This window comes from Aeromonas sp. AE23HZ002T15, assembly GCF_054165525.2.
Genome location: NZ_CM201342.1, coordinates 2,348,308 through 2,369,122, shown reverse-complemented (window position 1 = coordinate 2,369,122; position 20,815 = coordinate 2,348,308). Strand labels below are relative to the sequence as shown.

Annotated in this window: 23 protein-coding genes; 16 read left to right on the top strand and 7 right to left on the bottom strand. The window is 61.8% G+C overall.

The window, feature by feature from the left end; all coding sequences use genetic code 11:
* Positions 1–141: 141 nt before the first annotated feature.
* The 3 genes from ACT5M9_RS11025 to ACT5M9_RS11015 all read left to right on the top strand — a co-directional run bounded on the left by ACT5M9_RS11025 (position 142) and on the right by ACT5M9_RS11015 (position 2,769).
* Complete coding sequence (locus ACT5M9_RS11025) at positions 142–1,113, top strand: LysR substrate-binding domain-containing protein (RefSeq protein ID WP_438550555.1); 972 nt, start codon at positions 142–144, stop codon at positions 1,111–1,113.
* 74 nt (positions 1,114–1,187) lie between these two features.
* Complete coding sequence (locus ACT5M9_RS11020) at positions 1,188–2,027, top strand: PfkB family carbohydrate kinase (protein ID WP_457982717.1); 840 nt, start codon at positions 1,188–1,190, stop codon at positions 2,025–2,027.
* 289 nt (positions 2,028–2,316) lie between these two features.
* Positions 2,317–2,769, top strand: a complete 453-nt coding sequence (locus ACT5M9_RS11015) for an Rrf2 family transcriptional regulator (protein WP_438550553.1) — start codon at positions 2,317–2,319, stop codon at positions 2,767–2,769.
* A 108-nt stretch (positions 2,770–2,877) separates the two neighbouring features.
* Here the strand turns inward: ACT5M9_RS11015 and ACT5M9_RS11010 are convergent, their stop codons facing one another.
* Positions 2,878–3,390 carry a ferredoxin-type protein NapF gene (locus tag ACT5M9_RS11010; RefSeq protein WP_438550552.1) on the bottom strand — a complete coding sequence of 171 codons (513 nt, stop codon included), beginning with the start codon at positions 3,388–3,390 and terminating at the stop codon, positions 2,878–2,880.
* A gap of 138 nt (positions 3,391–3,528) precedes the next feature.
* Between ACT5M9_RS11010 and ACT5M9_RS11005 the strand changes: the two genes are divergently transcribed.
* Positions 3,529–3,744 (top strand): hypothetical protein, encoded by a 216-nt coding sequence (locus tag ACT5M9_RS11005; RefSeq protein WP_167388953.1) that lies wholly within the window; start codon positions 3,529–3,531, stop codon positions 3,742–3,744.
* Complete coding sequence (locus tag ACT5M9_RS11000; RefSeq protein ID WP_457982715.1) at positions 3,741–5,072, top strand: DNA recombination protein RmuC; 1,332 nt, start codon at positions 3,741–3,743, stop codon at positions 5,070–5,072. Before ACT5M9_RS11005 ends, ACT5M9_RS11000 begins: the two co-directional genes overlap by 4 nt.
* 84 nt (positions 5,073–5,156) lie before the next feature.
* Here ACT5M9_RS11000 and ACT5M9_RS10995 read toward each other — a convergent pair whose 3' ends face one another.
* The 5 genes from ACT5M9_RS10995 to def all read right to left on the bottom strand — a co-directional run bounded on the left by ACT5M9_RS10995 (position 5,157) and on the right by def (position 10,945).
* On the bottom strand, positions 5,157–6,599 hold the full coding sequence (locus tag ACT5M9_RS10995) for a TrkH family potassium uptake protein (RefSeq protein WP_457982713.1): 1,443 nt from the start codon (positions 6,597–6,599) through the stop codon (positions 5,157–5,159).
* Positions 6,600–6,691: 92 nt separating this feature from the next.
* Positions 6,692–8,068, bottom strand: a complete 1,377-nt coding sequence (trkA, locus tag ACT5M9_RS10990) for a Trk system potassium transporter TrkA (protein WP_438550549.1) — start codon at positions 8,066–8,068, stop codon at positions 6,692–6,694.
* A 69-nt stretch (positions 8,069–8,137) separates the two neighbouring features.
* On the bottom strand, positions 8,138–9,430 hold the full coding sequence (rsmB, locus tag ACT5M9_RS10985; protein WP_457982711.1) for a 16S rRNA (cytosine(967)-C(5))-methyltransferase RsmB: 1,293 nt from the start codon (positions 9,428–9,430) through the stop codon (positions 8,138–8,140).
* 45 nt (positions 9,431–9,475) lie between these two features.
* A complete protein-coding gene (fmt, locus tag ACT5M9_RS10980) occupies positions 9,476–10,420 on the bottom strand; it encodes a methionyl-tRNA formyltransferase (RefSeq protein ID WP_457982710.1) in 945 nt (314 codons plus the stop codon).
* Positions 10,421–10,432: 12 nt separating this feature from the next.
* Complete coding sequence (gene def, locus ACT5M9_RS10975; RefSeq protein WP_349920608.1) at positions 10,433–10,945, bottom strand: peptide deformylase; 513 nt, start codon at positions 10,943–10,945, stop codon at positions 10,433–10,435.
* A gap of 108 nt (positions 10,946–11,053) precedes the next feature.
* Between def and ACT5M9_RS10970 the strand changes: the two genes are divergently transcribed.
* The 9 genes from ACT5M9_RS10970 to spfP all read left to right on the top strand — a co-directional run bounded on the left by ACT5M9_RS10970 (position 11,054) and on the right by spfP (position 17,512).
* A complete protein-coding gene (locus ACT5M9_RS10970; RefSeq protein ID WP_457982709.1) occupies positions 11,054–12,142 on the top strand; it encodes a LysM peptidoglycan-binding domain-containing protein in 1,089 nt (362 codons plus the stop codon).
* 1 nt (position 12,143) lies between these two features.
* Entirely contained in the window at positions 12,144–13,259 is a 1,116-nt protein-coding gene (gene dprA, locus ACT5M9_RS10965) for a DNA-processing protein DprA (protein ID WP_457982707.1), read from the top strand.
* Complete coding sequence (locus ACT5M9_RS10960) at positions 13,252–13,725, top strand: DUF494 family protein (RefSeq protein ID WP_457982705.1); 474 nt, start codon at positions 13,252–13,254, stop codon at positions 13,723–13,725. The genes dprA and ACT5M9_RS10960 overlap by 8 nt, the downstream gene beginning before the upstream one ends.
* 55 nt (positions 13,726–13,780) lie before the next feature.
* Positions 13,781–14,338, top strand: coding sequence for a DNA topoisomerase family protein (locus ACT5M9_RS10955; protein ID WP_457982703.1), 558 nt, complete (start codon positions 13,781–13,783; stop codon positions 14,336–14,338).
* A 156-nt stretch (positions 14,339–14,494) separates the two neighbouring features.
* Positions 14,495–15,055, top strand: coding sequence for an L-threonylcarbamoyladenylate synthase type 1 TsaC (tsaC, locus tag ACT5M9_RS10950; RefSeq protein WP_457982702.1), 561 nt, complete (start codon positions 14,495–14,497; stop codon positions 15,053–15,055).
* A 79-nt stretch (positions 15,056–15,134) separates the two neighbouring features.
* Entirely contained in the window at positions 15,135–16,043 is a 909-nt protein-coding gene (gene hemF / locus ACT5M9_RS10945) for an oxygen-dependent coproporphyrinogen oxidase (protein ID WP_457982700.1), read from the top strand.
* A gap of 99 nt (positions 16,044–16,142) precedes the next feature.
* Complete coding sequence (aroE, locus tag ACT5M9_RS10940) at positions 16,143–16,964, top strand: shikimate dehydrogenase (RefSeq protein WP_457982699.1); 822 nt, start codon at positions 16,143–16,145, stop codon at positions 16,962–16,964.
* Positions 16,961–17,221 carry a DUF1488 family protein gene (locus tag ACT5M9_RS10935; RefSeq protein ID WP_457982697.1) on the top strand — a complete coding sequence of 87 codons (261 nt, stop codon included), beginning with the start codon at positions 16,961–16,963 and terminating at the stop codon, positions 17,219–17,221. The genes aroE and ACT5M9_RS10935 overlap by 4 nt, the downstream gene beginning before the upstream one ends.
* 165 nt (positions 17,222–17,386) lie before the next feature.
* The gene (spfP, locus tag ACT5M9_RS10930) at positions 17,387–17,512 is read left to right on the top strand and encodes a small protein SpfP (protein WP_520395669.1); all 126 of its coding nucleotides are present in this window, start codon (positions 17,387–17,389) and stop codon (positions 17,510–17,512) included.
* A 497-nt stretch (positions 17,513–18,009) separates the two neighbouring features.
* Here spfP and yihA read toward each other — a convergent pair whose 3' ends face one another.
* On the bottom strand, positions 18,010–18,666 hold the full coding sequence (yihA, locus tag ACT5M9_RS10925; protein ID WP_457982696.1) for a ribosome biogenesis GTP-binding protein YihA/YsxC: 657 nt from the start codon (positions 18,664–18,666) through the stop codon (positions 18,010–18,012).
* Positions 18,667–18,808: 142 nt separating this feature from the next.
* Between yihA and ACT5M9_RS10920 the strand changes: the two genes are divergently transcribed.
* Together ACT5M9_RS10920 and yihI are read left to right on the top strand one after the other, a co-directional pair.
* Positions 18,809–19,426: a c-type cytochrome gene (locus tag ACT5M9_RS10920; protein ID WP_457982695.1), complete on the top strand. Its 618-nt coding sequence runs from the start codon at positions 18,809–18,811 to the stop codon at positions 19,424–19,426.
* Positions 19,427–20,223: 797 nt separating this feature from the next.
* On the top strand, positions 20,224–20,805 hold the full coding sequence (gene yihI / locus ACT5M9_RS10915; protein ID WP_457982694.1) for a Der GTPase-activating protein YihI: 582 nt from the start codon (positions 20,224–20,226) through the stop codon (positions 20,803–20,805).
* Positions 20,806–20,815: the final 10 nt, after the last annotated feature.

Below are 20,815 nucleotides of genomic sequence, written 5' to 3'. Positions count from 1 at the left end.
TCCCCCCCGCTGATGCTAGATTTTGTAGCAAAATGAAGGATCAAGCGGCGATATGCCAAGTTCGGATGATACACTGGCCGCCATTTGTGGCGGCCTTGTTTTCTGATGTTGGCAGCCGCGCCAGCCTGTGAGGGTGCAACCTTGAAACTACAGCAGTTGAAGTATCTGATCGCGGTGCGGGACCACAACCTCAACGTCTCCGTCGCTTCCGATGCGCTCTATACCAGCCAGCCCGGGGTGAGCAAGCAGATCGGCCTGCTGGAGAGCGAGCTGGGGGTGCGCATCTTCGAGCGCCGCGGCAAGCACCTGCACCGCATCACCCCGGTGGGGGAGGAGATCATCAAGTGCGCCGAGGCCATGCTCAACATCGAGAGCAAGATCAAGGCCATCTCCCGGGAGTACCTGGATCCGACCGTGGGGACCCTCAACATCCATACCACCCACACCATAGCGCGGCATCTGCTGCCCAAGAGCGTCACCTATTTCACCAAGAAGTACCCCAAGATCTCGTTCCACCTGCACCCCGTGATGTCGGCCACCAAGGATCAGATCAGCAAGGGTTACTCGGATTTCTCCATCGTGGCCCACGAGATAGGCTTCGACAAGGAGCTGATCGCGCTGCCCGCCTACCTCTGGACCCTCTCCCTGGTGGTGCCTCTGGATCACCCCTTGGCCAAGGTGAAGAAGCCGACCCTGGAGCAGCTCTGCCAGTACCCCATCCTCAGCTACGAGAGTGGCGCCACCGGGCGTCAGGCGCAGGATGCGGTATTCCAGGCGGCGGGACTCACCCCCAACTACTACATGACGGTGATGGATGCCGGCGTCATCAAGCGTTATGTGGAGCTGGGCTTTGGCATCGGCATCATCGCCTCCCTGGTGGCGAACGACCACGATGCCCCGGGTCTGGTGGCCATCAATCTGGAGCACCTGTTCGCCCCCTGTCCGGCCCAGCTCTGCTTCAGCAAGAGCATCTTGCTGCAGAACTACATGTACGACTTCATCAGCTCCTTCTCTCCCCACCTCACCAAGGAGGTGATCCAGAACGTCATGCAGCAGCCGACCCAGGCGCGCATCGATGAGCTGCTGGCCGGGGTGGAACTGCCCGTCTATTGATTTCGTCCCGCATCCTCAACCCCGGGTTGAGGATGCCGCCATCGCGGGCCCCAGGCCCTGCCTTCGAGGTTCCCATGTCCCGCATCCTGCTGCTCGCCAATCTCAACTGTGATCACGTGCTCTCCCTGGTCGAACCCCTGGTGGCGGGGGCACGGCTGCAGTATGTGGATCAGGGGCGCAGGCTCGGCGGCGGCGCCGCCAACACCGGCATCGGCCTGGTGTGGGCGGGGCACGAGGTGCGCATCGCCTCCCGGGTCGGGCTGGACGAGACCGGCGACTGGCTGCTGGAACAGGCTACCTCATACGGCCTGGATTGCAGCCATGTGGAGCGTTTCGGTGGCGAGACCGGGGAGCTGCTGATCCTGGTGGACTCCACCGGCGAGCGCACCATACTCAGGCGCCCCCGCCGGCCGGATCTGCCGGGGGACTTGCCGAGCGAGGGGGTGGATTGCCTCTACGTGAACTACCCCGGCACCGCCATCATCGGCTACATGCGCCAGATGCTCGGCAAGAGCTTCGTGGTGGCCCAGTATCCCAAGGGGGGGCAGGCTCGCCGTCCCTGTCACGTGCTGGTGGCCTCCCGCTCGGATCTCGCCGAGGTGAGCGACCCCTGGCAACACGCCCGCCAGCTCGCCGGTGATCAGCTCGAATGGCTGGTGCTGACCGAGGGCAAGGCGGGGGCCGTGGCGATCCATGGCGAGGAGCAGATCCGGGTGGCGGCGCGGCCTGTCTCGGTGGTGGATACCACGGGGGCGGGGGATGCCTTCGCTGGCGGCCTCATTCACGGTCTGGCCCGGGGCATGGCTATCAAGGATGCCCTGCAGTGCGCGGTGGACTGGGGGGCCTTCGCGGTCGCCTCCGAGAGCTCCATTCCCTCCCAGGCCCTGAAAAACTGGTTGAAGCAGCCCCACTGACGGGGCGCGTGGGAGGCGCTTTCATGAGGGCGCCCAGCCTGGCCGGATGGCGGGACTTCGCCACCAGAAAGGGCCGAAACCCCGGCTTCAGCCTGCAAGTTTGCGATCAATCAAAGAAAGTGTCGATTTATGTACATCTTCGTCGACACCCGTCCGGCCTGCTCTTAACCTTGTCATTCCACGACTCGGCCAACGACGCGGACCCCGGGCAGGCGCCCCTGTCATCTCCCTCTCTTGGCCCCCGGTTGTCGTCCTGATTTCTGGCTTGTAGTAAGAGGCAAGTGCGACCATGCAACTGACACGATTTACCGACTACGCCCTGCGTACCCTGACGTTTCTGGCGATCCAGCCGAGTGATCGCCTGTCGACCATCACCGAGGTGGCCGACACCTTCGCCATCTCCCGCAACCACGTGGTCAAGATAGTGCACCAGCTCGGCATCAAGGGATACATAGAGACGGTACGTGGCAAGCATGGGGGCATCCGCCTCGGCCGCGCCGCCGTCTCCATCAACCTGCGGGACGTGGTGATGGACATGGAGCACGTGCTCTGCCCGGTGGACTGCAAGCGCGAGAACTGCCGCCTCTCCGGTGGCTGCCGCATCCAGGGCATCTTGCGCCGCGCCATGAATGCCTTCCTGGAGGTGCTGGGGGAGTACACTCTGGCGGATGCGGTGCGCGATCCCACCCGTCTGTGCCACCTGCTCGGCATCGAGCAGGAGAATATTCTGACCATGGCCTGAGGGTCATGATGGCGAAAGGGCCCCTCGGGGCCCTTTTTACTGTCTGGGATCTATGTCGGGGGCCGAGTGCGTCGGGATGCAGAGGCTCGTGGTGCGCAGCCGGCGCCGTCAGGGCTGGGGGATCAGGGTGATGGCCCCGTGCAGGCAAGCGAGGCCGCAGGCGCCGCAGCCGTCGCAGGCCGCCATGTTGACGCTGATGCCGTCACTGCTGGCCTTGATCGCCTGCTGGGGGCAGGCATCCTCGCACAGCAGGCAGTAGAAGCCCTGGCGGGCCTGGCAGCTCGCCTCTATCCGCACCCGGGTCTGCACCTGGCGGCCGAGGCGCAGGTCCAGCGCCCCCGTGGGGCAGGCCCTGGCACAGCTGCCGCAGTAGCTGCACTGGCCGCAGGCGAGGTCCAGCACAGGGGTGCCGGCGATGGGGCTGCCGTCATACTCCGGGCGATCGGCGGGCTTGAGCAGGGCGTTTGGGCAGGCCTCGAAGCAGTCGCCGCAGCGGCTGCAGAGGGAGATAAACTGCGACTCCTCGATGGCCCAGGGCGGGCGCGCCTCCTGGCAGGCCACGGCCGGTTTGGCTGTGTCCCCCAGTGCTTGCCTCAACCAGCGACAGAAAAAATGCGTCATGCCTACCCCAACTACCCAATAGGGGTTAATTTTAGCCAGTTCTCCGCCGACAAGCCAGAGAATAGCGCGCCCCAGGATCGCAAGCCGGGTTGCCCTTGTGTAAGCTAGGCGAGTCTTTTTACGTGGTTGAACATACACATGTGGTTATTTCTCTGGCGTGCCTCCCTGCTCTATGTCTTCCCGCTGCTGATGTGGGCCTATTGCCACATCAAGGAGATCGAGTTCGCCGAGCTCGATACCGGGGTCAACAGCCACAAGTGGGTGGTGCTGGCCGCCTACCTCATCTATGTGCTGCTCTGGCTGCTGCTTAACCGCTACCTCGAACTCTTCCTGCGCCAGCGGGGGCGCCGGTGATCCCCTCGGCGTTCTGGTTGCCTGCCCTGCTGGCGGGGCTGCTGGCCCTCGGGCTCGGCTGGCTGGTGGGGCGTCGCGGCGCCCGCGAGCAGAGTCTGCTGCTGGAGGAGCGCTATCAGGTGTTGCAGGACAGGTTCGACGAGTTGCAGGACGAGAAGATGCTGGGCCAGCAGAAGCTGGAACAGCAGCAGACCCTGTTGCTCAAGCTCACCGCCCGCCTCAAGGATGCCGAGGCGACCCTGCGCAGCGAACGCCTCGCCAGCGCCGAGAAGCTGCAACTGCAGCAGCAGGCGGAGGCTCGCCTCAGCCAGCAGTTCGAGAATCTCGCCAACCGCATCTTCGAGCAAAACTCCGGTAACTTCCGAGAACTGAACCAGAACAGCCTGGATCTGCTGCTGACGCCGCTGAAAGAGCAGCTGGAGGGCTTCCGGCGCCAGGTGGGGGAGACCCACGCCCAGGAGACGGCCCAGCGCCACAGCCTCAAGTTCGAGCTGGAGCGCCTCGCCGAGCTCAATGCCCGCATGACCGAAGAAGCCGCGGCCCTGACCCGCGCCCTCAAGGGGGATAGCAAGCTGCAGGGCAACTGGGGGGAGGTGGTGCTGGCCCGGATCCTCTCCGAGTGCGGCCTGCGGGAGGGCCACGAGTACCACACCCAGGTCAATATCGAGGTGGAGAAGAACAAGCGCTACCAGCCCGATGTGATCGTCCACCTGCCCCAGGAGAAGGACATCATCATAGACGCCAAGGTGTCCCTGACCGCCTACGAGCGCTGGTACAACAGCGATGGCGAGCTGGAGAAGGCGGTGGCGCTCAAGGAGCACGTCGCCTCGGTGCGCAACCACATCCGCGAGCTGGGTCGAAAGGATTACCAGCAGTTGCCCGGGGTGCGTACTCTGGACTACGTGCTGATGTTCGTGGCGGTGGAGCCCGCCTTCCTCACCGCGGTGGAGGCGGATCCCTCTCTGGTGCGCTACGGATTGGATCACAACATACTGCTGGTGAGCCCCACCAACCTGATGGTGGCCCTGCGCACCATAGAGAACCTGTGGCGCTACGAGCGGCAGAACCAGAACTCGCGCCAGATAGCGGAACGGGCCGGGCGCCTCTACGAGAAGCTGCGGCTGTTCGTGGAGGAGATGCAGCAGATGGGGGGCAGCCTGCACAAGGCGCAAGAGAGCTACGACAAGGCCATGGGGCGGCTGGTGAACGGTCGCGGCAACCTGATCGCCCAGGCGGAGCGTTTTCGCGAGCTGGGGGTAGAGGTGACCAAGCCCCTGCCGGAATCCCTGATCGACCGGGCGCTGGAGCGGGAAGACCAAGCCGACTAGCGTCCAGTGATCCGTTCACTCCATGAAGAAGGGCAGCCCGTGGCTGCCCTTCTCGTTTTTTGTCCGGCGCAGGGGTTCCGCGCCTTATTGCTTCCAGAAGGAGGGGAAGAAGAGCACGGCCACCGTCAGGATCTCAAGGCGCCCCAGCAGCATGCCGAACGACAGTATCCACTTGGCCGAGTCCGGCAGGCTGGCGAAGTTGGTGCTGGGGCCGATGACGGGGCCCATGCCTGGGCCCACGTTGGCCACGGCGGTGATGGAGCCCGAGATGGACGTCAGGGGATCCAGCCCGATGGCGGCGAGCAGGGCGGCGATCAGCAGTATGATGGCGAAGTAGGCCAGCACGAAGGAGATCAGGGAGCGGATGATGGCGTCATTGACGGGCCGGCCGTTGTACTTCTGCGGGAAGACGGCGGAGGGGTGCATCAGCTGACGCATCTGCTTCTTGAACAGGGCGAAGGCCACCTGCACTCGGAAGATCTTGAGGCCGCCTGCGGTGGAGCCGGAGCAGGCGCCGAGGGCCAGCAAGATGATGAAGAGGATGCTGGTGAGCGGCCCCCAGGCACCGAAGTCCCCGAGGCCGAAGCCCGTGGTGGTGAGCACGGAGACGATGTTGAAGCTGCTGATGCGCAGGGCATCCATAAAGCCGTAAATATCTCTGACCCACAGATAGAAGGTGACCACGACCGTCACCCAGACCACCAGCCAGAAGAAGCCCTGCACCTGGGCGTCCTTGAACAGGCTGTTGTCGCGGCGGGCGAGGGCCTGCACATAGAGCAGGAAGGGCAGGCCGCCGAGGAACATGAAGAGGGTGCCTATCCAGTGTGCCTCGTGGGAGAAGTGGGACATGGATTGATCCGAGGTGGAGTAGCCCCCCGTGCTGAGCGTGGTCATGGCGTGGTTGACCGCCTCGAACAGCGTCATGCCGCTCACCCAGTAGGCGAGGAAGCAGAGCATGGAGAGCACCAGATAGACCAGCACTATGTTGTTGGCCACCGTCTTGGCGCGGGGCGCGCTCTTGTCGGACCAATCCGAGCTCTCGGTCTGGAACAGCTTCATGCCGCCGACGTTGAGGTAGGGCAGCACGGCCACCGCCATCACGATAAAGCCGACCCCGCCGAGCCACTGCAGGATGGAGCGCCACAGCAGTATGCTGTGGGCCATGCCATCGAGGCCGGAGAGCACGGTGGAGCCCGTGGTGGTGACCCCGGACATGGTCTCGAAGTAGGCGTCGGCGAAGTTGATGTGGGTGATGAAGACGAAGGGCAGGGCGCCGAAGATGCAAGCCACCACCCAGACCGAGGTGGTGAGCAGGAACATCTCCCGTACCCCGAGGTGGAACACCGCCTTGCGGCCGTAGTGCAGGCAGAGCAGGGCGGCGCCGTGGGTGATGAGCACGGATTTCAGGAACTCGACGAAACCCTCAGAGCCGGTCAGCAGGGCCAGCAGGGTGGGTAGCCACATGAAGAGAGCCAGCTTGGAGAGCACCAGGCCGAGGGTGAAGACGATGGGACGCAGCTTGATCATGCAGGATAACCTGGTCGTTGATTAACAAAAGACCCGGACGATTCTCTGTAGAAAGGTCCGGGTCTGGTTGTTGTTGCCTGTCGCATGGCAGATCAGAGGAAGAAGGGGCTTGGCTGGAACAGACGCTCCACTTCCGGGATGTACTTCTTGTCCACCAGGAACATGACCACGTGGTCATCCTGCTGGATCTGGGTGCGATCGTGGGCGATCAGCACCTCATCCCCCCGGACTACGGCGCCGATCGTGGTGCCCGGCGGCAGCTTGAGCTCGCCCACCGTCTTGCCGACCACCTTGGAGGTGTTCTCGTCCCCGTGGGCGATGGCTTCGATGGCTTCGGCCGCGCCGCGGCGCAGGCTGTAGACGTTGGCGATGTCGGCCCGGCGCACATGGGTCAGCAGGGCCGAAATGGTAGCCTGCTGGGGCGAGATGGCGATGTCGATGGAGCCGCCCTGCACCAGATCCACGTAGGCGCCGCGCTGGATCAATACCATCGTCTTCTTGGCACCCATCTTCTTGGCGAGCAGGGCCGACATGATGTTGGCCTCGTCTTCGTTGGTCACCGCGATGAAGACGTCGATCTGATCGATGTGTTCCTCCGCCAGCAGCTCCTGATCCGCCGCGTCGCCGCAGAAGACTATGGTGTTCTCCAGCACCTCGGAGAGCTGCTCCGCCCGCTTCTGGTTGCGCTCGATCAGCTTGACGCTGTAGCGCTTCTCCAGCTGACGGGCGAGGCCGGCCCCTATGTTGCCGCCGCCGACGATCATGATGCGGCGATAGGGGCTCTCGAGGCGCTGCAGCTCCGACATCACGGCGCGGATGTGGCCGGCCGCCGCGACGAAGAACACCTCGTCATCCGCCTCTATGATGGTGGTGCCTTGGGGGCGGATGGAGCGCCCCTGGCGGAAGATGGCGGCGACCCGGGTCTCGATGTTCGGCATGTGATCCCGCAGGGTGGAGAGGGCATTGCCCACCAGGGGGCCGCCGTAGTAGGCCTTGACCGCCACCAGACCCACCTTGCCGCCGGCGAAGTCCACCACCTGCAGAGCCCCAGGATACTCGATGAGGCGACGGACATAGTCGGTCACCAGCTGCTCGGGGGCGATCAGGTGATCCACCGGCACGGATTCCGGCAGGAACAGGCGATCCCGTTCCACCAGGTAGGCCGGGGAGCGGATCCGCGCCACCTTGTTCGGGGTGTTGAACAGGGAGTAGGCCACCTGGCAGGCGACCATGTTGGTCTCGTCGCTGTTGGTGACCGCGACCAGCATGTCCGCATCCTGGGCACCGGCTTCGCGCAGCACCCTGGGGTGGGCGCCGTGGCCGTTTACCACCCGCAGATCGAACTTGTCCTGCAGCTCCCTCAGCCGATCGCTGTCGGTGTCGACTATGGTGATGTCGTTGTTCTCGCCGGCGAGGTTCTCCGCCAGGGTGCCACCGACCTGGCCTGCGCCAAGAATGATGATTTTCATAGAGAAATCTTGCTCAAGGTTGCTTCGAAACGAGGGCGCCCGCAGGCGCCCCAACCCTTCATCTGCAGCTTACTGCTTGATCAGCTTGGCGTAGTAGAAGCCATCCATCTCGGCTTCCCCCGGCAGGAACTGACGGCCCGGATGGTCTGGGTTGTCCTGCTCGTGCAGGGGCACTAGGCGGGCATCCGGGGTGGCAGCCAGGAAGGCGCGGATCTGATCCCGGTTCTCCTCCGGCAGCACGGAGCAGGTGGCGTAGAGCAGGGTGCCACCACTCTTCAGCTTTGCCCAGAGGGCGCCCAGAATTCGGCGCTGCAACTCGGCGAGTTCGCGGATGTCCTGATCCCGGCGCAGCCACTTGATGTCCGGGTGGCGGCGGATGACGCCGGTGGCGGAACAGGGGGCGTCCAGCAGGATGCGATCGAACTGGCCCTCCGGCCACCACTGATCCGGGGTGCTGGCGTCACCGTGGATCACCCGGGCGCTCAGGCCGATGCGATCTAGATTCTCCTGCACCCGCTTGAGGCGGTTCTCGTCGGCGTCGACGGCGACCACGCCGGCCAGTTTGGGCTGGCGCTCCAGCAGGTGGGCCGTCTTGCCGCCGGGGGCGGCGCAGGCATCCAGCACCCACTCGCCCGGTTGAGGGTCGAGCAGGTGGGCGGCCTGCTGGGCGGCGCCATCCTGAACCGAGCAGTCACCCTGCTCGAAGCCGGGCAGCTTGGTCACGTCGCAGGGGCGCTCCAGCAGGATGCAATCCTCGCCCTCTTCACCGGCCGCCGCGTTGATGCCGGCCTCCGCCATGCGTGCCAGCATCTGCTCGCGGCTCTGGCGCTGGCCGTTGTTGCGGATCCACATGGGAGGGCGCTGGTTGTTGGCCTCCATGATGAACTCCCAGTCATCGGGATAGGCCTGGCGCAGGCGCTTGGTGAGCCATTCCGGGTGGCCGAGGCGCACGCTGGGGACGCGGTCGATGCGCAGCAAAATGACCTCGGCGCTGCGCTGGAAGTTGCGCAACACGCCGTTGATGAGGCCGCGCAAGGAGCTGCCCTTGAGCAGCTTGACGGCGTTGACCGTCTCTGCCACCGCGGCGTGGGCCGGAATGCGGGTATAGATGAGCTGATAGAGGCCCACCAGGATCAGGTAGTGGAAGATGCGGCTCTTGTTCTTGAGCGGCTTGTCCATCATCTCGCCCACCGCCGCGTCGAGGCGGGGCAGCCAGCGCAGGGTGCCGTAGCAGAGTTCTTGCAGGAGGGCGCGATCGCGAGGGGCCACCTTCTCCTGGGCAGCAGGCAGAACGGCGGAGAGGGACTGACCCTGATCCAGCACCTGTTGAATAACGAGAGCGGCCTGTGCACGTGTTTTCATAGCGTTACCTTAAATGCGCAAGTCGGGGCCCGGGCCCCGCTTGTTTCAATTCAATTGCGTGCCGGGGGCAAACCAGTCGCGGCGGGAGTTGAGCAGATCCGCGGCCGACATGGCCTTCTTGCCGGGGGGTTGCAGGGCCAGCAGGCGCAGCACGCCCTTGCCGGTGGCGATGTCGATCCCCTGCTTGTCGGCCTTGAGCAGGGTGCCGGCCGCCTGACCGTGATCCTGGTCGATAACCTCGGCCTGCCACACCTTGATGGTCTGCTCGGCCACCTCGAACCAGCTGATGGGCCAGGGGTTGAAGGCGCGGATGCAGCGCTCGATGGCGATGGCCTCCATGGACCAGTCGATGCGGGCCTCTTCTTTGGAGAGCTTCTGGGCGTAGTTGGCCAGGGCGTCGTCCTGCTGCTCGGCCTGGGCTTCGCCGGCGGCCATGGCGTTCAGGGTATCGACCAGCGCCTGGGGACCCAGCTCGGCCAGCTTGTCATAAAGACTGGTGGAGGTCTCATCGGCGGCGATGGGGCAAGTAACCTTGCGGATCATGGCGCCGGTATCCAGCCCCACGTCCATCTGCATGATGGTGACGCCGGTCTCGGCATCGCCAGCCCAGATGGAACGCTGGATGGGGGCGGCGCCGCGCCAGCGCGGCAGCAGGGAGCCGTGTACGTTGATGCAGCCGAGGCGCGGGGTGTCGAGCACGACTTTCGGCAGGATCAGGCCATAGGCCACCACCACCATGAGATCGGCACCCAGGGCTGCCAACTCGGCCTGGGCCTCTTCATTGCGCAATGAGGCGGGCTGATAGACCGGCAGATCGTGGGCGAGGGCCAGCTCCTTGACCGGGCTGGCGGTGAGCTTCTGGCCGCGGCCGGCGGGCTTGTCGGGCTGAGTGTAGACGGCGACGACCTCGTGGTCGGAAGACAACAACGCCGCCAGATGACGGGCGGCGAAGTCGGGGGTACCGGCAAAAATCAGTTTCAGTTTATTCAATGGGGCAGATCCTTAGAGGACTTTGCGATCTTCACGGGCCATCTTTTCCAGCTTCTGACGGATGCGCTGGCGCTTGAGCGGGGACAGATAATCCACAAACAGCTTGCCGACCAGATGATCCATCTCATGCTGAATGCAGATGGCGAGCAGATCGTCCGCTTCCAGCTCGAACGGCTGGCCGTTGCGATCCAGCGCACGCACCTTGACCCATTCGGCCCGCGGCACCAGGGCGCGACTGCCGGGAACGGAGAGGCAACCCTCTTCGATACCTGTGCTGCCGGACTGTTCCAGGATCTCGGGGTTGATCAGCACCAGCTGATCCTCGCGGTCTTCGGAGACGTCGATCACTATGATGCGCTGATGAATGTCCACCTGAGTCGCGGCCAGGCCGATGCCTTCCTCCGCGTACATGGTTTCGAACATATCATCTACAATCTGTTGTAACTCGGGTGTAATGGTCTCGACAGGGGCTGCGATGGTTCGCAGGCGCTCATCGGGGAAACGCAATACATCTAGAATGGCCATAGTTTTTTCTTTAGTTTCGTATAAATGCAGTCAATATTGACGTAATTCTAGTCATTTACGCCGACAAAAAACAGCAACACTTTGCGAGCAGAAATAACAGGGAGTGTTATGTATCTGAAGCAAACCATCCTCGCCTGCCTGACGGCGGCCCTGACGAGCGGCGTCCTGGCGGCGCCACTGGCTTTGAAAGCCGGTCATCCCGACAACTATGTGGTGCAAAAGGGCGACACCCTCTGGGACATCTCGGGCCATTTTCTGGCGGAGCCCTGGCTCTGGCCACGTCTCTGGAACATCAATCCCCAGATTGCCAATCCCCACTGGATCTACCCGGGGGATGTGCTGCAACTGAGCTGGGTCAATGGGGAGCCTCGCCTCGGCAAGGCCAGCCAGGGGGGCAAGCAGGTCATCCACCTCTCCCCCAAGAATCGCTACGAGAACAAGGCGAACCCGGTGCCGACCCTGCCGCTCAGCGAGATAGGTCCCTTCCTGCAGACGGATCACATCCTGGCCAACAGCCAGCAGGCCAAAGAGATGCCCTATGTGCTCGGCAACAACGAGAAGCATGTCGGCATGCTGGAGGGGGACGTCCTCTACGTGCAGGGCACGCTAATCCCTGGCCAGGACTACGGTGTCTATCATCCCGGGACCATCTACAAGGACAAGCTGACCGGGGAGCAACTCGGCCAGGAGGCGGTCTTCGTCGGTGTGGTGCGGGCCGAGGAACAGTTGCCCAACAACACCGCCAGGGTGACCCTGGCCCAGAGTCGGCGGGAAGTTTATCAGGGGGACAAGGTGATGCCATTGCCACCCCAGGAGACTCTCACCGCCGTCTTCATGCCCAAGGCGGCCCCCGTCATCAGCCCCGGCTATGTGATCGAGCTGCCGAGCAAGGCCAGGGGAGGTGGCAAGTTTGACGTGGTGCTCATCAACAAGGGGCTCAGAGACAGCGTCTCCCCCGGCGATGTGCTGGATATCCAGCGCCCGGGGGCCGAGATGGTGGACAAGAATGGCAAGGTCTCTTACCGCGAATATGCCTCCGTCTACGACAAGGCGTTTTACTCTGCCGGCAAGTCTTCCCTGCCGTCGGAATCCGTGGCTAGGGTCATGCTGTTCAAGGTGTATGACAAGCTGAGCTATGGCCTGATCCTGCAGAGCCGGGAGCTGGTGAGCTCGGGTTATCAGGTCAGCAACTTCTGACGTGCGACCGCCTCCCGATCGCCTCGCCCTGTGGTTGACCCTGAATGCGGTGAGCGGCATTGGGCCGGTGACCGCCTCCCGCCTGCTGAGTCACTGCCAGGGCGACATTGAGGCCCTGTTTGAGCGCGATGACGGTCAACTGCGCGCCATGGGGCTCAACGAGCAGCAGCTTCGGCAGCTCAGGTGGCCGGGTCACGAGGTGGAACAGGGGCTGCGCTGGGCCAGCCAGCCCGACCATCATCTGATCTGTCTGGATTCCCCCCAATATCCCTCCCTGTTGCAAGAGATCCCGGCGGCGCCCCTGCTGCTCTATTGCCGTGGGGATCCGGCCGCCCTGGCATTGCCGCAACTGGCCATGGTGGGCACCCGTCACCCCACTCATGCGGGCAAAGACAATGCCGCTCGCCTGTGTGCTGAATTAGTCGAACGCGGGCTTGCCATCACCTCAGGACTGGCCCTAGGTATCGACGGTGTCTGCCATCAGCAGGCGCTGGCGACAGGGGGGACGACCCTGGCTGTGCTGGGTTCCGGGCTCGATTGCCTCTATCCCAAGCGCCATCAGGACCTGGCGGAGCAGATCCTGGCACAGGGGGGCTTGCTCATCTCGGAGCTGGCCCCGGACCAAGGGCCCCTGGCCGAACATTTCCCGCGCCGCAATCGCATCATCAGCGGCTTATCGCTTGGCACCCTGGTGGTGGAGGCGGCCGAGCAGAGCGGCTCTCTCATCACGGCCCGCTACGCTCTGGAGCAGGGGCGGGAGGTGTTTGCCGTGCCCGGTGCCCCGCAGAATCCCCAGGCGGCGGGCTGCAACCGGCTGATCCAGCAGGGGGCCAAGCTGGTGCTGACGGTGGCCGACATCCTGGAGGAGTTGCCGACGCTAGCGGCCACGATGAGACCCGCCGGGCATTCCCCTGAGCCTTCGCATAATAGCGAATTGCCTTATGCCGATTTGTTGGATAACGTAGATTATGAAGCCACGAGCGTGGATACCGTTGCCGAGCGGTCCCGGCTTCCTGTCGAGCTGGTTCTCGGCAGGTTGGTAGAGCTGGAGCTGGCCGGTGCAGTGATGGCGGTAGCCGGTGGATACGTCAGAACGAGGAGGGCGAATCATGTTTGATGTATTGATGTACCTTTTCGAGACCTACATCCACAGCGATGCAGATGTGATGGTCGAGCAAGATGAACTCACCGACGAACTGAGCCGGGCCGGTTTCAACCCGGACGAGATCGAGAAGGCGCTCAACTGGCTGGAACGGCTGGCCAATCTGCACGACAGCGAGCGGGAGGTGTATGTCAGCGCCAGCGCACAAGGCTCGATGCGGATCTATGCTCCGCAAGAGCTGGCCCGCTTCAGCACAGAGTGCCGTGGTTTCCTGCTGTTCCTGGAACAGGCTCAGGTGCTGAACGCCGAGACCCGCGAGATCTGCATCGAACGCCTGCTCGAGCTGGATAAACCGGATATCGAGCTGGATGATCTCAAGTGGGTCGTCATGATGGTTCTTTTCAACGTGCCAGGCAGTGAAAACGCCTACCAGCAGATGGAAGAGCTGGTGTTTGATGAGTCAGACGGCGTCATCCACTGACAGTCCGGCGCCGCGCTGGTAGAATTCAGGCCATCTGGATTCCGAGGCGCGGCCCATGTCAAAGATCGATCACCACCTGTTTTCAGCCCACGAGCCTGCGTTCGAGCGAGAGCCCTGCCCGCAGTGTGGCGCCGAGCTGGTGATCCGCCAGGGCAAGCATGGCCCCTTCCTGGGCTGCTCCGCCTACCCCGCCTGCGACCATATTCGTTCCCTCACCCCCTCCGGCCGAGACATCGAGAAGGTGCTGGAAGGGTCGGCCTGTCCGGATTGCGGCCAGCCGCTGGCCATCAAGAAGGGGCGCTACGGCCTCTTCGTCGGCTGTACCCAGTTTCCGGCCTGCCAACACATCGAATCCCTGCAGGAACGCGACGACACCCAGATCCTCTGCCCGGAGTGCGGCAAGGGTCATCTGGTGAGCCGCACCTCCCGCTACGGCAAGCAGTTCTACTCCTGCGACGGTTACCCCCACTGCAAATACGTGGTGAACGACAAGCCGATCCCCATGTCCTGCCCCCAGTGCGGCTGGGGCATCATGGTGGAGAAGAAGGTGAGAGGAACGCTGAGCTGGGTCTGCCCGCAAAAGAAATGCGGCCATCAGAGCGAGCGGGTATAATCCCGCCGCCGTAACCAAATTGAAACATCTCGGGGAGCCGGATCCCGGCTTGCACGGGCGCACGCAGGGCCGAGCCCATTTTGACCGCTTACCCCTCTCCCCGATGCAGCTCAACCCGAACCAGTGACGAGGTGGCAGCCAGCCTGCCCATTTCCTATGCAAAACGAATTTGAACAAGCCGTCGCCGCCCTTCGTGCGGATGGGGTGATCGCCTATGCGACCGAGGCCGTGTTCGGTCTGGGTTGTGATCCCGACTCCGAGCTGGCGGTACAGCGCCTGCTGACCATCAAGCAGCGGCCGGTGGAGAAGGGCTTGATCCTGATCGCCGCCGATCTGGCGCAGTTGCAGGATTACATCGACCTGAGCCAGCTCAGTGCCGAGCAGCTTAAGAGAGTGGAGGCCAGCTGGCCCGGCCCCTTCACCTGGATCATGCCGGCCCGCCCCAGCACCCCGGCCTGGCTGACCGGTCGTTTCGATACCCTGGCGGTGCGGGTGAGTGGCCATCCTCAGGTGCAGGCCCTGTGCCGCGTCTATGGCAAGCCGCTGGTCTCCACCAGTGCGAACCTGACCGGTGAAGAACCCGCCCGCAGCACCGCCGAGATCGGCGCTCCGCTGGCGGACATGCTGGCTTATATATTGCCGGGGAACGTCGGCGGGCAAGCCAACCCGTCCGAGATCAAGGACGCCAGAACCGGCGCCGTCATCCGCCCCTCCTGAGGGGCAGTACGCCGGGTTGGCCCGGGCATGACCCCATAATAAAACGGGCGGGACGAGATCCTGCCTGACTGGAGACGAGATGAGCAAACCGGACGTGGCCGGGATCAAGGCCTTCCTGCTGCAGTTGCAGGATCAGATCTGTCGTGGCCTCGAGCAGGCCGATGGGACTGGGCGCTTCGTGGAGGATGCCTGGACCCGCGAGGGGGGCGGCGGTGGCCGCACCCGGGTGCTGCGCCATGGCGCCGTGATCGAGCAGGGGGGGGTCAACTTCTCCCACGTCCATGGGGATGCCATGCCTGCCTCGGCGACAGCTCACCGCCCCGAGCTGGCGGGCCGTCGCTTCGAGGCCATGGGTGTCTCCCTGGTGATCCACCCCCACAACCCCTATGTGCCGACCAGCCATGCCAACGTCCGCTTCTTCATCGCCGAGAAGGAGGGGGAAGCGCCCATCTGGTGGTTCGGGGGCGGCTTCGATCTGACGCCTTTCTATCCCTTCGACGAGGATGTGCGGCACTGGCATCGGGTCTCTCACGATCTGTGCCAGCCCTTCGGCGAAGGCGTCTACCCCGAGTTCAAGGGCTGGTGCGATCGCTACTTCTTCCTCAAGCACAGGGGGGAGACCCGCGGGGTCGGCGGCCTCTTCTTCGACGATCTGAACCGCTGGCCGTTTGAGGAGTGCTTCGCCTTTATGCGGGCCGTGGGTGAGGGCTACCTCGCGGCCTATCTGCCCATCATAGAGCGCCGCAAGGCAGTGCCCTTCGGCGAGCGTGAGCGGGAGTTCCAGCTCTATCGCCGCGGTCGCTATGTGGAGTTCAACCTGGTCTACGACAGGGGCACCCTGTTCGGCCTGCAGACCGGCGGCCGTACCGAGTCCATCCTGATGTCCATGCCCCCGTTGGCCCGTTGGGAGTATGACTGGCAACCCGAGCCGGGGAGCCCAGAGGCGGCGCTCTACCGTGACTACCTCACGCCAAGGGAATGGTTGTGACAAAAGGGGCCCATGGCCCTTTTTGTTGCCGATTTTTGGCTTGTTCCCGGACAGGAAAACCCGTTAAATCGGGACATGACCCTCTGATGGAACTCCCCGATGGATCGTTATCTGGTTTTTGGCCACCCGGTGCGCCACAGCAAGTCCCCCTTCATTCATACCCTGTTTGCCAGGCAGACCCAGCAGGCGCTGGAGTATGGCCTGGCCGAGCCCAACCCGGACGAGTTTGAGATAAGCCTGCGCGCCTTCTTCGCCGAGGGGGGCAAGGGCTGCAACGTGACCGTCCCCTTCAAGGAGCAGGCATTCTCCCTGGTCGACAGGCTGAGCCCACGGGCCAGGCGGGCGGGAGCCGTCAACACCATCAAGCTGACCGATGACGGCGTGCTGCTGGGGGACAACACGGATGGCGCTGGCCTTGTTGCGGATCTCAAGGCTCATGGGGTGGTGCTGGCAGGGAGCCGCATCCTGCTGCTCGGTGCCGGTGGGGCAGCGAGAGGGAGCCTGGCCCCCCTGTTGGCCGAGTCGCCGCACGAGCTGGTGATCGCCAATCGCACCCAGATCAAGGCGGCCCGGCTGGCCGAAGAGTTCCAGGATCTGGGAGCTATTCAGGCCGTGGCGTATGAGGCGTTGCAGGGGTCGTTCGATCTCATCATCAACTCCACCTCCGCCAGCCTGCAGGGGGACTTGCCCCCCCTCTCCCCGGCGTTGATCCACGGCGACATCGCCATCTACGACATGATGTACGGCGCCACAGATACCCCCTTCATCGCCTGGGCCAAGTCCCACGGGGCTCGGCTGACCATGGATGGCCTGGGCATGCTGGTGGAACAGGCCGCCGAAGCCTTCACCGTGTGGCGCGGTCTTCGTCCCGGTACTAAACAGGTATTGAGAGAGCTGAAACGCAATCTGGGGATCCTGTGAACCAAGGCATACTATTTCCCGACCTGATGAGCTGGGAAGAACAGGCGCAGCGAGTGCATTTCCCGGCCCAGTGGCAGGGAGCTAGGATCGACTGCTACATCAGCCGGCGGCGACTGGAAAAGCTGGCTGGCTTGAGCCTCGCGAGGGAGGAGGAAATCCTCAAGGCCTTCGAAGCCCTGCGCTTTGATATCGAGGAGTTGGCAGAAAAACTCATTGAAGAACAATCGTTTGGTGAGGACGGCGCCATCTACTTGTAGATTCTTCAAGTTTTTTTCTGATACAGCGGAACTTGAGTGAAAAACTGCTGACTAACTAGATAGTTGAGGAAGTGCTAGCTAGTCACCTTTATAACTCCCCGGTCTTCGTACTGGGGATTTTTTTATCTGCATGAAAAATAAAGAAATTTATGTCATTCATTTTTCATGAAACTAAATTACATAAATTACTTTCACTTTTTGCTGCTTTGCTGTACAGTTCTCTGCGTAGGGTACAGAGGTAAGATGTTCTATCTTTCAGACCTTTTATTTCACGTAATTGAATGTGGCTGAATAGCAGCCCCGATGAGTCATCGTCGGGGCGTTTTTTTATGCGATCCATTTAGAGTAAATGCTTTAGTTCATCCAATTTTTTGTTAGAATGGGGGCCTTTCTTGAGGAAAACCAATCGTCTTTGTTCTCGAGAATGAGCTTTTTCCCAATTTTTTGAATTGATTGCTTAGGGCCAGTCTTGCGGATCGCAGCACTGGCCTCATTTTTGTCCTTTGTTCATGCCTACCGCCTTTATCCCGTAATAAACTTTCAGTTTGGTGTTTATCTTGTCCCGATAAAGCCCCATATCCGGAAAATCATGAAAACGCTGTCAATGCGGCAATAAGTTAATTATTGCTACATTCTAAGTGTTTATCACATTGATTATTAAGGAATCAACTTCCTGAGCGACGGGGAACCGCGAGGCTTCGGGGGGAGGGGGAAAGAGAAGAGGGAAACTGAAAGTCTTTCAATCAGCGGAGAACCAACTCCGCTCATTGCAGGGAGGCGAGGAGTGTTTACTCCCCGACCTGATCTTCTTCGTCACCGTCTACCGGCGCTATGTCGGCACCGGACAGATACCAGCCCGTCAGGGTCTGGGCCAGCTTCTCGACACCTATGTTGGTGAGGGAAGAGAAGGCTTCCACCTGGATCTGCGGACCCAGTTCCGCCACGGCCTGACGCACCTTGATGACCTGATTGTTGCGGGGGCCCGGGCTCAGCTTGTCCGCCTTGGTCAGCAGCAGCATGACCGGCAGCTCGCGGTGGGCGCTCCACTCCAGCATGTTCATGTCGGTCTCCTTGAGCGGGTGGCGGATGTCCATCAGGATCACCAGCCCTTTCAAGGACTCACGGCGCTGCAGGTATTCAGCCAGCGACTTTTGCCACTTCAGCTTCATTTCCAGCGGGACCTGGGCATAACCATAGCCCGGCAGATCCACCAGGCGCTTGCCCGGTTCCAGCTCGAACAGGTTGATCAGCTGGGTACGGCCAGGGGTCTTGCTGGTACGCGCCAGGTTCTTGTGCTTGGTCAGGGTATTCAATGCAGAGGACTTGCCGGCGTTGGAGCGACCGGCAAACGCAATCTCGACACCCCCATCATTCGGCAGGTGGCGGATATCGGGTGCGCTGGTCACAAAATGCACCTTATTGAAATTCAGAGTTTGTGTATCCAACGTAAATTCCCTATAGAGAGAGAGGGTTATCAGTTACTTTATTGTAAAATCGTGTAAAATAGCGTCGCTTATACGCGTTTATTTTAACATGCCTTCGGCGGCATGGGATCTGGAAGCCTAATAACGAGAAAGTTGGAACGCCATGAAGAACCTAGTCATTACTCTTGCTCTGATGGTTGGCGTAACTGGGATGGCACAAGCCAAGGGCGATGTTGCTGCGGGACAAACCAAGGCGGCCATCTGTGCAGCTTGCCATGGACCGGACGGCAACAGCCCAGTCGACATGTATCCCAAGATTGCTGGTCAGCACGCATCATATATCAAAAAACAATTAGTTGAACTGAAGGCTGCCGCTTCAGGCCAAACTGGCCGGGTGGCACCCATCATGGGACCCATGGCCTTGCCCCTGTCCGAACAGGACATGGATGACCTGGCCGCCTACTTCTCCACCCAGAAGGTCACGCCGCTGGCCGTGCCAGATGAAGTCGTGGCCGCCGGCAAGGCGCTCTACATGGGTGGCGACATGAGTCGGGGTCTGGCGGCTTGCACCGCCTGCCACGGGCCGCGGGGCTCGGGTGTCGAGCAGGCCAAGTATCCCAGCCTGTCCGGGCAGCATCCTGCCTATATCAAGGCGCAGCTCATCGCCTTCCGCAGTGCTGCCCGGGAAAATGACCCCAACGGCATGATGCGGGATGTGGCCAGGAAGCTGACGGATGAAGACATAGAGTCACTGTCCAAATACGTGGCCGGTCTGCACTGATAACAGCTGTAACCTATCTTGTTGAAAAGCACGGGGAACTCAATAGTTCCCCGTTTCTTTTTCACCTTTAGCCCCATTGGCCATAAATGGCCTGGGTTGTTGTAAGAGATCTCCCATTTTCTGGTTCGGCCCGGGCTGAAACAGACATCAGTCTTCATTCTCGAAACCATAATTTTCAATATGTTAGGTATGAGCAGGTAGTTTTATCTTCGTTTGAAAACATTCTGAGTGGATTGAGCCATTCTGCCAACTTGTTACAGTGAGCCCATGGAGTGACCCCTGGGCGCATGTCTCATCGGGTTGGACAGGAAGTCGGCTCAGCATGCACAGGTGATGAGCACGGGATAGCAAGACCAGGATGGTGATCGCCCGGGATGGGCGAGGCTGCGGGAGGCAACCACCCCGGATGGATGGCAGGATGTCGTCGAGACGGGTCAGGCAAGCACACGCACATTCAGGACGACCTATAAGGGTCAGGAAGACCCCACAACACGATGCGCAGAAGTACGCCCAGGGACAAGGCGTTTTGCAACCAGGGAATGGGACTCGCATAAACATGTAAAGGCAGCTTCGGCTGCCTTTTTTCCATTGGGTGATTAACCCGCTCAGGCATTCTGTGTCAAAATAGCAGCAACATGCCCAGAGGATGCCGATCCTGCGGTGTTCAGCGGTCAATATGGCCGAATTGGTGCAGGATTCCCCTCTTGTCCCAGATTTACTGTTCCCGCCCCAGCATCCTTCCCGCACCAAGCAATCACGGGATCGGGCTTCAATCCAGATATTTGTCGGAGTCATTCATGTCGGCCAAACAACCCACCCGCAAGCCCACCGGCAAGCGCAAAGAATCAGATGCCAGTGCCCAGGAAGGCCGCGAGCGCAAGCGCGCCGCCAAGCGCAAGGGTTTGAAAGCAGGTTCCCGCCAGCAGGCAGGGTCTGAGCAGAAGCAAGGCAGCGGCAAGCAGGCCAAGGATCCGCGCATCGGCTCTCGCAAGCCGGTCGTGCTGATCGTTGAAGATAAGAAGAGCAAGCCGGTGGCCCCCAAGCCACTGAAAGAGAAGAAGCTGGTGATGACGCCGGAGCAGGAGCTCGCCTCCATCGAGAACGACGATCGTCTGAACGATCTGCTGGATCGCCTGGATAACGGCGAGACCTTGGCGGCGGACGAACAGGCCTGGGTCGATCAGCGCGTCGATCGCTACCAGGAGCTGATGGACGAGCTCGGCATCATAGACACCGATGAAGACGAAGACGAAGACGGCGACTTCGATGACGCCGACTTCGACGAGCCGAGCCAGCCCGCCTCCGAAGAGGAGCTGTGGGAGCGCTTCACCCAGGTTGACTATCAGCCTGAGCCCAAGCCAGAGCCGAAGAAGAAGTGATGAGTGGATG

What these genes read in the sequence shown, in the direction of transcription:
- ACT5M9_RS11020 (WP_457982717.1), top strand. Translation starts at nt 1,188, where the DNA reads ATGTCCCGCATCCTGCTGCTCGCCAATCTCAACTGTGATCACGTGCTC.
- ACT5M9_RS11015 (WP_438550553.1), top strand. Translation starts at nt 2,317, where the DNA reads ATGCAACTGACACGATTTACCGACTACGCCCTGCGTACCCTGACGTTT.
- ACT5M9_RS11010 (WP_438550552.1), bottom strand. Translation starts at nt 3,390, where the DNA reads ATGACGCATTTTTTCTGTCGCTGGTTGAGGCAAGCACTGGGGGACACA.
- ACT5M9_RS11005 (WP_167388953.1), top strand. Translation starts at nt 3,529, where the DNA reads ATGTGGTTATTTCTCTGGCGTGCCTCCCTGCTCTATGTCTTCCCGCTG.
- ACT5M9_RS10995 (WP_457982713.1), bottom strand. Translation starts at nt 6,599, where the DNA reads ATGATCAAGCTGCGTCCCATCGTCTTCACCCTCGGCCTGGTGCTCTCC.
- trkA (WP_438550549.1), bottom strand. Translation starts at nt 8,068, where the DNA reads ATGAAAATCATCATTCTTGGCGCAGGCCAGGTCGGTGGCACCCTGGCG.
- rsmB (WP_457982711.1), bottom strand. Translation starts at nt 9,430, where the DNA reads ATGAAAACACGTGCACAGGCCGCTCTCGTTATTCAACAGGTGCTGGAT.
- def (WP_349920608.1), bottom strand. Translation starts at nt 10,945, where the DNA reads ATGGCCATTCTAGATGTATTGCGTTTCCCCGATGAGCGCCTGCGAACC.
- ACT5M9_RS10970 (WP_457982709.1), top strand. Translation starts at nt 11,054, where the DNA reads ATGTATCTGAAGCAAACCATCCTCGCCTGCCTGACGGCGGCCCTGACG.
- ACT5M9_RS10960 (WP_457982705.1), top strand. Translation starts at nt 13,252, where the DNA reads ATGTTTGATGTATTGATGTACCTTTTCGAGACCTACATCCACAGCGAT.
- ACT5M9_RS10955 (WP_457982703.1), top strand. Translation starts at nt 13,781, where the DNA reads ATGTCAAAGATCGATCACCACCTGTTTTCAGCCCACGAGCCTGCGTTC.
- tsaC (WP_457982702.1), top strand. Translation starts at nt 14,495, where the DNA reads ATGCAAAACGAATTTGAACAAGCCGTCGCCGCCCTTCGTGCGGATGGG.
- hemF (WP_457982700.1), top strand. Translation starts at nt 15,135, where the DNA reads ATGAGCAAACCGGACGTGGCCGGGATCAAGGCCTTCCTGCTGCAGTTG.
- aroE (WP_457982699.1), top strand. Translation starts at nt 16,143, where the DNA reads ATGGATCGTTATCTGGTTTTTGGCCACCCGGTGCGCCACAGCAAGTCC.
- spfP (WP_520395669.1), top strand. Translation starts at nt 17,387, where the DNA reads ATGAAACTAAATTACATAAATTACTTTCACTTTTTGCTGCTTTGCTGT.
- ACT5M9_RS10920 (WP_457982695.1), top strand. Translation starts at nt 18,809, where the DNA reads ATGAAGAACCTAGTCATTACTCTTGCTCTGATGGTTGGCGTAACTGGG.
- yihI (WP_457982694.1), top strand. Translation starts at nt 20,224, where the DNA reads ATGTCGGCCAAACAACCCACCCGCAAGCCCACCGGCAAGCGCAAAGAA.